At 42.1% G+C, this 13628-nt stretch carries 12 protein-coding genes; 7 read left to right on the top strand and 5 right to left on the bottom strand.

Annotation, left to right across the window (positions count from 1 at the left end; genetic code table 11):
* Nucleotides 1-39: 39 nt before the first annotated feature.
* The 4 genes from thrS to HMPREF0501_RS07695 form a co-directional block, all read right to left on the bottom strand.
* Complete coding sequence (thrS, locus tag HMPREF0501_RS07710) at nt 40-1845, bottom strand: threonine--tRNA ligase (protein ID WP_006917442.1); 1806 nt, start codon at nt 1843-1845, stop codon at nt 40-42.
* A 326-nt stretch (nt 1846-2171) separates the two neighbouring features.
* Nucleotides 2172-2843, bottom strand: coding sequence for a hypothetical protein (locus tag HMPREF0501_RS07705; protein ID WP_050755778.1), 672 nt, complete (start codon nt 2841-2843; stop codon nt 2172-2174).
* Between the two features lie 156 nt (nt 2844-2999).
* A complete protein-coding gene (ahpC, locus tag HMPREF0501_RS07700; protein WP_006917440.1) occupies nt 3000-3563 on the bottom strand; it encodes an alkyl hydroperoxide reductase subunit C in 564 nt (187 codons plus the stop codon).
* Nucleotides 3564-3733: 170 nt separating this feature from the next.
* Complete coding sequence (locus HMPREF0501_RS07695; protein ID WP_006917439.1) at nt 3734-5314, bottom strand: Nramp family divalent metal transporter; 1581 nt, start codon at nt 5312-5314, stop codon at nt 3734-3736.
* 299 nt (nt 5315-5613) lie between these two features.
* Between HMPREF0501_RS07695 and HMPREF0501_RS07690 the strand changes: the two genes are divergently transcribed.
* The 7 genes from HMPREF0501_RS07690 (at nt 5614) to HMPREF0501_RS07660 (ending at nt 13225) form a co-directional block, all read left to right on the top strand.
* A complete protein-coding gene (locus tag HMPREF0501_RS07690; RefSeq protein WP_006917438.1) occupies nt 5614-6624 on the top strand; it encodes a zinc-dependent alcohol dehydrogenase family protein in 1011 nt (336 codons plus the stop codon).
* Nucleotides 6625-6775: 151 nt separating this feature from the next.
* A complete protein-coding gene (locus tag HMPREF0501_RS07685) occupies nt 6776-7300 on the top strand; it encodes a TetR/AcrR family transcriptional regulator (protein ID WP_006917437.1) in 525 nt (174 codons plus the stop codon).
* Between the two features lie 2 nt (nt 7301-7302).
* Nucleotides 7303-8364 carry an ABC transporter permease gene (locus tag HMPREF0501_RS07680; protein WP_006917436.1) on the top strand — a complete coding sequence of 354 codons (1062 nt, stop codon included), beginning with the start codon at nt 7303-7305 and terminating at the stop codon, nt 8362-8364.
* Nucleotides 8365-8375: 11 nt separating this feature from the next.
* Nucleotides 8376-9050 carry an ABC transporter ATP-binding protein gene (locus HMPREF0501_RS07675; protein WP_040456203.1) on the top strand — a complete coding sequence of 225 codons (675 nt, stop codon included), beginning with the start codon at nt 8376-8378 and terminating at the stop codon, nt 9048-9050.
* A 27-nt stretch (nt 9051-9077) separates the two neighbouring features.
* Complete coding sequence (locus HMPREF0501_RS07670; RefSeq protein ID WP_006917434.1) at nt 9078-11063, top strand: ABC transporter ATP-binding protein/permease; 1986 nt, start codon at nt 9078-9080, stop codon at nt 11061-11063.
* Nucleotides 11064-11211: 148 nt separating this feature from the next.
* The gene (locus HMPREF0501_RS07665) at nt 11212-12645 is read left to right on the top strand and encodes an APC family permease (RefSeq protein WP_040456201.1); all 1434 of its coding nucleotides are present in this window, start codon (nt 11212-11214) and stop codon (nt 12643-12645) included.
* A 115-nt stretch (nt 12646-12760) separates the two neighbouring features.
* Nucleotides 12761-13225, top strand: a complete 465-nt coding sequence (locus HMPREF0501_RS07660) for an arginine repressor (RefSeq protein WP_006917431.1) — start codon at nt 12761-12763, stop codon at nt 13223-13225.
* Between the two features lie 4 nt (nt 13226-13229).
* Here the strand turns inward: HMPREF0501_RS07660 and HMPREF0501_RS07655 are convergent, their stop codons facing one another.
* A complete protein-coding gene (locus tag HMPREF0501_RS07655) occupies nt 13230-13532 on the bottom strand; it encodes an ArsR/SmtB family transcription factor (protein ID WP_006917430.1) in 303 nt (100 codons plus the stop codon).
* Nucleotides 13533-13628 lie beyond the last annotated feature (96 nt).

Genomic DNA, 13628 nt, shown 5'->3' with positions numbered 1-13628 from the left:
TCATGAGGCCGGTTTTGTTGTTATCAAGTAAAGCGAATATTATTTAGCGCGGGAGTAAGAAGCGATGTCAGCAAGTAATTCATCCATAAAGTCTTGCTTGCTCATGCTATTTTGTTCCTTTTCACCGTATTTTCGAACAGAAACGGAACCGTTAGCCATTTCATCGTCCCCAACAACCAGCGTGTACGGAACCTTTTGCGTTTGGGCTTCCCGAATCTTGTAACCCATCTTTTCGTTCCGGTGGTCGACGTTAACCCGAATCTTAGCGGCACGTAATTCGGCACCAAGTTGGTCAGCGTAATCACCATGCTTGTCGTCTGAAACTGGGATAATGTGGACTTGTTCAGGAGCTAACCAAGTAGGGAAGGCACCCTTGTAAATTTCGGTCAGGTAGGCAACGAACCGTTCCATAGTTCCAACTACCCCACGGTGAATCATAACTGGCATGTGTTCTTGACCATCTTTACCAACATAAGTCAGGCCAAACCGTTCTGGGAGCATGAAGTCCAGTTGGATTGTGGACATCGTTTCGTCGTTGCCAAGGGCCGTCTTAGTTTGAATATCCAGCTTTGGACCGTAGAATGCAGCTTCACCTTCGGCTTCGTAGTAGTCGAGGCTTAAGTCATCCATGGCTTGCTTCAACATGGATTGGGACTTTTCCCACATCTCATCGTTAGCATAATACTTCTTGACGTTCTTTGGATCACGTAATGAAAGTCGGAAGCTGTAATCAGTAATGTCAAAGTCTTTGTAGACACTCATGATTAACTTCAAAATCTTGGCGAATTCTGAACGAATTTGATCAAGAGCGACGAAAGTGTGACCGTCATTCAACGTCATTTCACGCACTCGTTGTAACCCGGAAAGGGCACCAGACTTTTCGTAACGGTGCATCATCCCTAATTCGGCAATCCGTAATGGCAGGTCACGGTATGAACGAAGGTGGTGCTTGTAAACCTGAATATGGCTTGGACAGTTCATTGGCCGTAATTCAAGCATTTCACCGTCACCCATGTCCATTGGTGGGAACATGTCGTCACGGTAGTGTTCCCAGTGACCAGAAGTCTTGTAGGCATCCAGGTTCATTAATACTGGAGTGTAAACATGTTCGTAACCGTCTGCAACTTCACGATCAATGATGTAACGTTCGATTGTCCGCCGAATTGCAGCACCCTTTGGCAGCCAGTATGGCAAACCAGCACCAACTTTTGGATCAACGAAGAAGAGATCCAATTGATTACCAATTACCCGGTGGTCACGTTCCTTAGCTTCTTGACGCTTCTTAAGATCTTCTGCCAGGTCATCCTTCTTATAGAAAGCAGTCCCGTAAATCCGTTGAAGCATTGGGTTGGATGACATGCCCTTCCAGTATGCACCAGCAACGGAAAGCAACTTGAAGTTTTTAACCACGTCACCATAAACCAGAATTGGTGCTTCAGCAACAGCATAGGCGTTGCCAAGATTGTACATTGCGACCTTACCATTTTTAGCATGGTCGTTGATGAGTTCGGTTGAGAACTTGTCATTCTTAACGTCAGCGAGGGCGTCGTTGACGTCACGTTCAACGAATTCAACCTTAGCGTCGTTCTTAGCCAGCTTCTTAATATCAGCTTCTAAGCCTTCCAGTTCGTCTGCGGAAACTTGTTGGTCATCCTTGTCAGAATCAACCCAGAATTGGTCATCTTCGGCAACGGCATCGCCTAAACGAATACCATCATACTTGTCCGCCAATACTGCCTTTAACATCAAAGCAGCCATTTGACGAAGGGCTGCAGCACTTTCTGCTGAGTCCTTATCGATTTTATTAACTTCACCGTTTGGTGACATTACTGCAACTTGTGCCATCTAAATCTCTCCTTTGTGTAAATAAAAAACGTCCCCAGGACCGAATTAACGATCCTAGGGACGTTGGTTAACATAATCAGCGTGGTTCCACCCATCTTCAGAATATCTAATAATATTCTCTCAAAGGTGTGGTAACGGACACGACCCGCTCCTCCTTATTTCGGAGGGTAGTTATAAAGGTGGTACCGCCATTACCATCACTAATGATTCTTCCACTAATGAATCACTCTCTGGATAGGGAGGTAATAGGGCTTGTCCTTTAATTACTGCTGATTATATGCGAGTCAAATTTTAGTGTCAAGGATAAAATGAAAATTTTCTAATATTTATTGGTTGGTTGTGCCATTGTTAGTACTGGTATTAGATTGACCACCGTTATTATTAGAACCACCATTATTAGTATTAGCGCCATTATTGCTTTGCTGACTATTTTGTTGCTGATTCGTGTTTGATTGCTGGTTGTCATTCGTGTTCTGCGAAGCACTATTTTGGTTCGTCTGATTATTGCCACCGGTTGTCGTGGTGGTATTTGATCGTGGCGTTTGGATCTCATAAGTAGCTTGATTATCATCATCATCAATCGATGAAGAACGATGACGACGGTGGTGACGCTTATGAGAAGAACTCGAAGAACTTGATGATGAAACCGTGGTATCGGTGTCGTTGTTTACCGGATTTTGCTGCCGGATGGCAAAGATGATAATCATGATTGCCAAAATCCCTAATAGAATGCCAAGAACAATCTTGTAAATCCGTCCGTTCTTTTTACCACGTGGTTTTTTCGGTCGCTTTGGTTGTCCAGCTTTTTTAAGGTTAGTTCGGCTAGTGCGATTGACATTGCTTTCAGCCTGGGTATCACTGATTGGACCAGTGGCGTTAGCTTGCTTACTTTTGCGGCTAAATAAACTGCGTTTAGGTTTTTTCCGACTTTTCGGGGTGTCGTATAATTCAACGCGACTTAAATGTTTTTCTTGGTCGTGATTGTTATTATTATCCAATTCTCTCACCTCAATTTGGTTCGGCAAATGCCGATACCAAGGATTCTTTCTGACATTATACCATTAACCGCGTAACGATACCCAACTCCAGCAGATTGTTAATAAAATGATAAAAACGATAACGAAAAATAATTCGTTATCGTTTCTTCCAAAATTTTAAAGTTTACCGACTAAGTCTAGGCCAGGTTTCAAAGTTTCATCACCAGGATGCCAATTGACTGGGCATACCTGATCACCGTGCTGACGTACAAACTGTGCTGCTTGCAGGGTCCGTAAAATTTCATCGGCACTCCGACCGATTCCCATGTTATTAATCGTAGCGGATTGAACTTTGCCATCAGGATCCACAATGAAGACACCTCGGTAAGCCTGACCGCTTTCTTCATTGAGAACATCAAACATCCGCGCTAATTTTCCAGCTGGATCTGCCAACATGTGATATTTGATTTGGGCAATTTTTGGTGAAGCATCTGCCCACGCTTTGTGGACAAACTCGGTATCTTCAGAAATTGAATAGATTTCAGCATTGGCGTTCTTAAAGTCATCATAATGGGCCTGCAAGGCTTCCAATTCGGTTGGACAAACAAAGGAGAAGTCGGCAGGGTAGAAGAAGAAAATGCTCCATTTACCTAAAACATCATTCTTTGCCACGGTGGTTAATTCACCATTGTAATAAGCATTAACTTTAAAATCATCAATTTCTTGGTTTACTAAATTCATTGATCCCCGCTCCTTTAAATTAGAATAATTCTTATTTACACCTTTATTATAATCATTCTAAGCCAATAATCAACTTTAATTCGGAATTGAAGTAGTTTGCAAACATCATTGACTAGAATAGAAATTTTCTAAAATAAAAAGTCATGGTAAAAACCATGACTTTAGTATAATTAATTTTCTTCTGCTGGCTTAGTTTTCCAAGTGTGCTTCTTGTGTTCTGCGGCAAAGCGCCGGTCACCAATGACCATTTCAACACAAGTCCAAATCAGCAGGGCAAGGATGATAACAATCGTAATCCATGCCAATGTATCTGAGGTCGCTTTGTTCCAAATTCCAAAACCTTCATAAGTTTGTGGAAGGTTGTAAAGGTTTAAGAACGTTAATGCTAAGACGGAAATCCATCCCAAAATCCGGGTAATCACATGATTCCGGAATTCACCCATTTCTGTTTCACTATTGGTCATTAATAATAGTGGCAGCATGGAGAATGGTAGAGCAAATGCCAGGAAGACTTGTGAGTTTTCCATCAGCAAGTTTAATGCGGTGTGTTGTTGGTTTTCTGATTCCCGAGCGGTCAAGGCGACACAGACCAAGACAGGAATAACGGAAATCAAACGGGTAATTAACCGCCGTGCCCATAATGGCATCTTCATGTGGACAAATCCTTCCATGATAACTTGACCAGTTAAGGTCCCAGTAATGGTGGAGTTTTGACCGGAAGCCAAGAGGGCGACCGCAAATAGAGTTGAAAGAATTCCAGACTTGGCAACACCAATTAAGATTGGGTTACTTAACATGGAAGTGTTGTTCAGAGCGTCGTACAGACCGAAGAATGAACTATCTTCAACGGCGCCACTCTTGAATACCGCAACCCCCATGATTAAAAGCAAGGCGTTGACTACAAAGGCCAGACTTAATTGAATGTTGGAATCCCACATTGAGAAGCGGACCGTTTGACGAATATCATCAACATTTGTGTGGTCCAGCTTCCGAGTTTGTGAAATTGCGGAGTGAAGGTACAGGTTATGTGGCATAACCGTAGCCCCGATGATCCCCAGGGAACCCGTTAATGGTGAAATTCCACCAACAATTGGTCCCTTGGCAATCGCCTTTTCAGAAGGGATCAATCCCATGAAGGCGCTACCCCAAACTGGTTTAGAAAGGGCAACTTCATAGGCGAAGACAAAGAGAATTACCAAAATTAAACAAGCAACAATCGCTTCGATTTTCCGGAAACCGATCTTGGTTAACAGTAAAAGGACTAATACGTCAAGAACCGTAATGAAAACCGCTGGGACTAATGGAATATGGAATAACAAGTTCAATGCAATTGCCGCCCCAATAACTTCTGCAATATCCGTTGCCATAATGGCAAACTCGGTCATGATCCAGAGGAGAACTCCTAAGGCCTTCCCTGTACGAGCCCGAATGGCCTGCGCGAGGTCCATTTGACTTACGATACCAAGTTTAGCCGCCATGTTTTGCAGTAACATCGCAATCAAACTTGAAATCAGGATGGTCGTCATTAATGTATATTGGAAGCTTTGACCACCGGTAATAGATGTTGACCAGTTACCAGGATCCATATAACCAACGGCAACTAGTGCGCCGGGTCCTGAGTAGGCGAATAAGGTCCGCCAAAAACCTTTGCCATGAGGAACTTCAACGGTACCATTGATTTCCTCAAGAGATTTACCGTTCGCATATTCAATCAATTTATGTTTACGGTGTTGATTTTTTGTGTTTGCCACGCCAAATCCTTCCTTTCTTTCGTATGCTAATAAAGTATGTCCACATTAAATATTAATCTATTTGAACACCTTTGTTAGGTTAGCATAAAAAATAAAGTAACGCAATGGAAAATGCCGATTTTTGGGCAATATCACCGGGCTTTTTCGGAATTTTGGGATCCACTTGCTAATTCAATTTTGAAATGATGATTTTTGATGAGAATTAATTAGGAGAAGTTATGATAATCGTTTGACAATTGAGACCGTTTTTTCGTATACTGACGGAGTAAATTAAACTATTCACAAGAGAGGTATTACTAATGAAGGCATTAGTTTTAGAAGGTAAGAAAGAACTTAAGGTTGAAGACTACGAAGTTCCTGAAATTAAGCCAGATGAAGTCTTGGTTCACACTGCCTATGCAGGTATTTGTGGAACTGATAAGGCACTTTATGCTGGATTACCAGGTTCAGCATCAGCTGTTCCACCAATCGTTTTAGGTCATGAAAACTCAGGGGTGGTTACCAAAGTTGGTGCAGCCGTTACGAACGTTAAACCAGGTGACCGGGTAACTGTTGACCCTAACATCTACTGTGGTCAATGTGAATACTGCCGGACGCAACGTCCAGAATTGTGTGAACACTTGGATGCAGTCGGTGTTACTCGTGATGGTGGTTTTGAAGAATACTTCACTGCTCCAGCTAAGGTTGTTTACCCAATTCCTGATGATGTTTCATTAAAGGCCGCAGCCGTTGTTGAACCAATTTCTTGCGCAATGCACGGGGTTGACCTATTGGAAACTCACCCATACCAAAAGGCATTAGTATTAGGTGATGGTTTTGAAGGTCAATTATTTGCCCAAATTTTGAAGGCTCGTGGTATTCACGAAGTTACTTTAGCTGGTCGTTCTGATGACAAATTAGCTAACAACCGTAAACATTTTGGTGTAAAGACCATTAACACTACTAAGGAAGAAATTCCTGCAGACAGCTTTGACATTGTTGTTGAAGCAGTTGGTTTACCAGCTACTCAAGAACAAGCATTAGACGCCGCAGCCAAGGGTGCACAAGTTCTGATGTTTGGTGTTGGGAACCCAGATGATAAGTTCTCAGTAAACACTTACGATGTCTTCAAGAAGCAATTAACTATTCAAGGGGCATTCATTAACCCATACACTTTTGAAGATTCAATTGCCTTATTGGCTTCTGGTACTGTTGACCCACTGCCACTCTTCTCGCACGAATTAGACTTAAACGGTGTGGAAGACTTTGTTAGTGGTAAGTTAGGTAAGGTTTCTAAGGCAATCGTTAAGGTTGGCGGCGAAGAAGCCTAACTCTCATTTAGATCCCATTAGTAGAAAATCAGACCGAGTGTAAAGCTCGGTCTGATTTTTTGTCTAAATTGACACGGTGTCACTGGACTGGTATGATTAATCTAAATTAGATGGTGACACCATGTCACTAAAATTGTTTCAGGAGAAATTTATGCCAACAGAAACTTTTCAGCATCTTTCTAGCCAGAAAAAACAGAACATCAAAACAGCTTTATTAAAGGAGCTTAGCACTTATCCCTTGGCAACTGCGCAAGTAGCCCGCATTGTTAAGACTGCTGGTGTTGCTCGGGGGACCTTTTATAAGTACTTTGCAGATTTGGTGGATGCTCATCAGTGGTTATTAATGACCGTCATCAAGGATTTAGATTTGCATCCGGAAAGGTTAGTTCAGCAGATCGGGCGGGCCTATGACCACGAAGCGATGATCGAAACGTTAATGAAACGGATCCAGCAAAGTGACTATGCAGCATTTTTAAAGAATTATTATGAATCAAATGAGGGCTTTTTAGTTGCTCAGGGGATCAAGTACCAACAGCTGGAGCGACTGGATGCAAAGCAGTGGGCAATCATGGTGCTATGTCACCAAACGATTCAGGAATGTTTGCTGAATCCAGGAGATCAACAGGCGATTATCCAACGACTCGGAGCAGCGTTAGTTGGGATCATAGGAGGATAGCGATGTTTTTAGCAATTCGTGAAATTAAGCATAATAAACTCCACTACGGTTTGATTATCGGGATGGTTACGTTAATTGGCTATCTTATGTTTATGTTAACGGGATTAATGCTCGGATTAGCTAATCAAAATACAGCGGCGATCCGTGCCTGGAACACTGAGACAGTTTACCTCAATCGGGATGCCAATGATAATCTCAGTCAATCAATGCTTACTAATCAGCAAACCAGAAAGTTAGGTGATCACGAAGCGTTGGTTGGGACGGTTCCAGTTGTCCTAAAAAAGGCCACTGTTCGTCACCAAGACAAACAATCAATTCAGTTTATGGGAATTTCTCAGGAGCAGTACCTGTATCGTCATAAATTACAATTGACGACTGGCCATAAACCGACTAAAACAAATGAGATTGTTCTAGATACTTCCCTTCGTGATAAAGGGTACCAAGTTGGTGATCAAGTTAAGCTGGCAGACCAATCTACTTCCTACAGGGTTGTTGGTTTTGTGAAGAATGCTAAATTGAATATTTCACCATTGGCCATTGGTTCGTTGTCAACTTGGCAAGAATTAAAGGGGATGGGGAATCAATTTGTGGCAAGTGGAATTTTTGCTGACCGATCATTAACAGCCCACCGCCATCCGCAATTGAAAAAATATACGGCAAACCAGTTTATTCAAAAGCTGCCAGGTTATGCAGCTCAAAACACCACGTTCCTATTTATGATTGGTTTTTTGATGGTAATTTCATTAATTGTGATTGCTGTCTTTCTTTATATTTTAACAATGCAGAAATTACCAGAGTATGCTGTTTTAAGGGCCCAAGGGATCCCGGTTTCGACGTTAATTCGGGCAACCTTTGCTGAAGCGACGTTGCTGATGATTGCTGGTGTCTTAATTGGTTTATTCCTGACCTTGGGGACCGCATTAGTTATCCCATCAGCAGTGCCACTACTTATTAATTGGCCATTAACCTTGCTGATTGGTTTGAGCTTAATTGTTTTAGGAACGATTGGTGCACTATTGCCAGTTCGCATTATCACCAAGATCGATCCATTAGATGCGATTTAGGAGGATAGATGATGGCAACAATTGAATTAAAAAATGTTAATCGGACTTTTGGTACGGGAATTGGGCAAGTCCAAGCGTTATCTGCCATTAATTTTCAAGCTCAAGCTGGTGAACTAACCCTGATCTTAGGCCCGTCTGGTTCGGGAAAGAGTACCTTCCTGACAATTGCTGGTGGATTGAGACAACCTAGTTCAGGGCAAGTGTTAATTGACGGCCAAGATATTCAGGATATGAACAATCGCGAACTTGAACGCCTGCGTTTAAATAAAATTGGCTTTATTCTGCAGTCCTATAATCTGCTTCCGTACCTAACGGTTGCGGAACAATTTCAATTGGTTGACCGTGTGAAGCCGAATGGTAATCTCGATCAGAAAGAATTAGATCAGCTGATGCACGAGCTTGATATTTTTCAGTTAAAGAATCAGTATCCGGATCAGTTATCTGGTGGCCAGAATCAACGGGTAGCGATAGCGAGAGCACTGTATACTAATCCGTCGCTAGTGTTGGCGGATGAACCAACCGCAGCCTTAGATAGTGAACGTGGAGCGGCGGTTGGCCAAGAATTTCAACGCCTCGCCAGGCAGAAAAATAAAACGGTGATCGTGGTTACTCATGACTTGCGCTTACGTAAATATGCCGATCGCATTTTTGAAATTAATGATGGTAAAATAAAACAAACTAAGTAGGAACGACATGAAAGGTGAGGTGCGTACATGGCGTTTTTAGAATTAAACGACATTTTTAAATCATATTTCCTGGGAAATAATGAATTTCCCGTGCTCAAGGGCATCAGTCTTTCTTTTGAAAAGGGCGAGTTCGTATCCATTTTAGGAGAGTCCGGTGGTGGGAAATCAACTTTAATGAACATTGTTGGTGGTCTTGATCGTGAATTTAAAGGTCAAGTAAAAGTGAACGGGGAGCTGCTTGATCATCGCAACGAAAAACAGTTAGATGAGTATCGACGCTCGACAATTGGACATATTTATCAATCATATAATTTAATCCCCCATTTAACAGTTTTGGATAATGTATTAGTTTCATTAGATATGACCACTCTTTCATCGGCTGAGAAAAAGCAACGAGCAGAAGAGTTGCTAACTAAGGTTGGGTTAACTGATCAAATTCATAAATACCCCAAGCATCTTTCTGGAGGACAGAAGCAGCGGGTCGCGATTGCGCGGGCGTTAGCTAGTGACCCACAAATTATAATTGCTGATGAGCCAACCGGGGCATTAGATTCTAAGAATACTCAGGAAGTGCTAGCGCTAATGGATGAGATTGCTAAGGATGGCAAACTAGTGATTGCAGTAACGCACTCATCTGAAGTGGCTAATCACGGGACGCGGATTGTTCATATGGCGGATGGGAAAATTGATCAGGATGAGCGATTAAAGCCTGCTTACCAGATTCCTGATGATCCTACCCATATTCAAACGCAGAAACTGCCTGCTCACGCTAGTTATGAATTCTCGTTTAAGCATTTAATGTATAATTTCTGGCGCAACTCCCTCATTATGGTTGGGGTCGCCATTGGTTTATTTGCGGTTATGATTTTCAGTGGTCTTGGCAACGGGGTTAATCGGTATATCCAGCAACAAATCAACTCAGTTGCCAATCCGCGGGTCATTCAAGTGTTGAAAAACACAACTGGTCGGAAAATGAATCAACAGGAACTAATGGAGACCTTCCAAAACATGGCCGGTGATCCTCAGGCAGGGATGATTGACGAAGGTCAGATTAGACGGCTTGATAAGCTATCCGGTGTGCAAAAAGTTGAAAAAGGCTATACGTTACCAACGTACCGTTTGGAAGTAGCTAAAACGGGCAAAGTTCAAAGTGGAACGGCACTCAGTACTTGGAATGCTAATGATAAGGCTGATTCCATCAAACACGGTCATGAACCGCGTCGGGGAGAGATGGTTATTGGCAAGCAAGAAGCTGCTCAAATGATGGGTGCAAAACGTTATCGCAAAATTGTTGGTAAAAAATTGAATTTAACCTTTAATTGGATTAACCAGCAGGGACAACCGGTCGCGGTGCAAGTACCGGTGAAGGTTGTAGGACTGGTAGATAGTGCGACTGCCGGCGGCTCCGCAATTAATTATGAAACGGTATATCAAGCGCTGAAGGACAAAAATGCCGATAAGCGGCCAAACTTCCTGGCGGTCAAAGCAGCTAGTCTAGATCAAGTTCAGACGGTTGCTGATCGGATTGATGCCCTTCGTTCACAAAATCGCCGTGTCTTTGGCACCATTACTGTTGGTTCAATGTTGAAACGGATTAATAGCTACGTTAAGTTAGCTTCCAGTATTTTGGCAGGTGTTGCTGCAATTTCACTACTAGTCTCTGCATTGATGATTATTGTGACGATGTACATGTCAGTATCAGAGCGGACGAAGGAAATCGGTATTTTACGCGCTCTTGGGGAACGAAAGGTTGATATTCGACGCCTATTTACTTCCGAATCTATCTTAATTGGTCTTTTTGCGGCTGTCCTTGCCCTCGTGATTACTTTGTTAGCAACGTGGGGGATTAATAGTGCCTTTTATGGATTGATTAAGTTTAATATCGTTCAACTAACGTTTGGAAACGTGATTTTCGCATTTCTTGCAGCATTAATCATTTCTTTCCTTGCAGCACTATTGCCTGCTAGGAGAGCAGCCAAATTGAATCCAATTGAAGCACTTGCCGCTGAATAAGAAAAAGCCTTGAATTAAAAAATTCAGGGCTTTTTAAATTGCGGTTAATAGTAAATAATGGTAAAATTATTAGAATTAAATAAGATTTCTATCATAAATCACGCTTGGAAGCCAATGCTTCCGTGAAATATACAGGGGAGAGATGTGTATGAGTATTTGGAAGAGAATGACGATGAAGGAAGATCCGAGTACCTATGAGATTAAGGATGCTCACCTTGCCCGAACACTGCGGGTTCGCGATTTTCTAGGACTCGGGGTTGGAACAATTGTATCTGCTTCAATTTTTACACTGCCAGGTGAAGTGGCAGCCCAACATGCGGGTCCAGCGGTGATTATCTCATTTATTCTGGCTGCGGTAGTGGCTGGTTTGGTGGCCTTTGCATATGCTGAAATGTCAGCGGCAATGCCATTTGCTGGTTCCGCCTATTCATGGATTAACGTTATCTTTGGTGAATTTTTTGGTTGGATCGCCGGCTGGGCACTATTGGCTGAATACTTTATTGCATTGGCCTTTGTTGGTTCCGGACTATCTGCCAACTTTCGGGCATTGATTGCCCAATTTGGTGTGAAACTACCGAATAGCTTATCAAATACCTTTGGTAATAATGGCGGGATTGTCGACTTAGTTTCGGTGATTGTTATTATCGCAGTTGCTCTCTTGATTGCGCAGGGGGTATCAGGAGCAGCTCGGGTTGAAAATCTGCTGGTTATTCTCAAGGTGTTCGCCATTCTGCTGTTCGTAGTTGTTGGGGCGTTTGCGGTGCAAAAAGCTAACTTTGTGCCATTCGTTCCTAAACACCGGATGACGGCCAACGGCGCGTTTGGTGGTTGGCAGGGAATCTATGCGGGGGTTTCAATGATTTTCCTGTCATATATTGGATTTGATTCGATTGCTGCTAACTCAGCTGAAGCAGTTAATCCCCAAAAAACGATGCCACGAGGAATTCTTGGTTCGCTCTTGATTGCTGTGGTGCTCTTTGTAGCAGTTAGTGTCGTTCTGATTGGTGTAATGCCATATGCTAAGTACGCCAATTCAGCTGAACCAGTTGGTATGGCCCTCCGTGCGATTAATCATCCGATGGTTGCAGTCGTTGTTCAAACCATTGCTGTGGTAGGAATGTTTACTGCTTTAATCGGAATGACACTTGCTGGGTCACGGCTGATTTATTCCTTTGGTCGAGATGGGATGTTACCAAAATGGCTTGGTAAATTAGATGCTAAGAACCGTCCCAACCACGCTTTACTTGTTTTAACTTGTGGTGCGGTTTTGATTGGTGCTTTCTTACCATTTGCCTTCCTTTCACAATTGATTTCCGCCGGGACTTTGATTTCCTTCATGTTTGTTTGCTTGGGAATTTATGCTTTGCGGCAACGGGAAGGAAAAGATATTAAGGATCCTGATTTTAAGATGCCATTTTATCCTGTGATGCCATTTCTTGGATTCTTGGCAGCATTGATGGTTTTTCTCGGACTTAGTGGCGATGCCAAACTTTATGCAGGATTTTGGTTCCTGGCAGGATTGGTAATTTACTTTGTTTATGGAATTAACCATTCAACTTTGAGTAAGCAGAAGCAAAAATAACTAATTTAACCAAAAAGAAGAGGTTCGTTTTAAACAACGGCCTCTTCTTTTTTTGGATAAAATGAGTTAATATAAAAATAATCTGAATGATTATACAAAAGGGAGAATGAATATCATGAATCACCGTGACCGTCGCAAATTACTTCTAGAAATTATTAATACGCACCATGTAAGTACTCAGGAACAATTATTAAAACTTTTAGAAGCGAATGGAGTCACTGCAACTCAAGCGACCGTTTCACGGGATATTCATGCATTGAATATTGTTAAAGTTAGTGATCAGCATGGCAAAACTTACTATGCACAATTGCATGTAGATAATGAAGATAAGCATCAACGGTTGTATGATGCAATTCACGATAGCGTTGAATCATGTACGACAGTCCAATTTATGAACGTGATTAAGACAACCCCTAACTCTAGTTATGCGACTGTATTAGCAGGGATGTTAGACGATAGTGATTTAACAGAGATTGTTGGAACGTTAGCAGGGAATGATACGTTCATTACCATTAGTAAAACGAACGAAAGTGCGTTAGCAATTAGCCGACTGGTGCATGAACATATGGCAGAACACTAGCGAACTAGAAATCGTTGATGCCACCGACTGCGTCCGCAATCAGAGTCATAACGGTTGGATTATCTAGTTTGTAGATAATTTGTTTACCGTGACGTTCATAGCTTACACAATTGTGTCGTTTCAGTAACTGCAGTTGATGAGAAACGGCTGATTGTTCCCAATTCAAAGCAGTACTGATTTGTGAGACAGTCATTGAATGTTGAATTAACAAGTAGAGTAATTGAAGTCGCTTGGGGTGACCTAAAATTTTAAAAAGTGAACTAACTTGATTTAAGTCACCTAAATTAGAAAGTTGATAATTAATCATGTGTTGCCAACCCCTTTACTAAGTCCCAAAACGAATCGTCTATAAATAAATTATAATTCTCTTTTTATATAATTTCAAAAGAAATCGCTAAAAATG

Source organism: Limosilactobacillus coleohominis 101-4-CHN (assembly GCF_000161935.1).
In the GTDB taxonomy this organism is placed as follows: domain Bacteria; phylum Bacillota; class Bacilli; order Lactobacillales; family Lactobacillaceae; genus Limosilactobacillus; species Limosilactobacillus coleohominis_A.
This window is presented reverse-complemented; position numbering and strand designations above follow the sequence as displayed.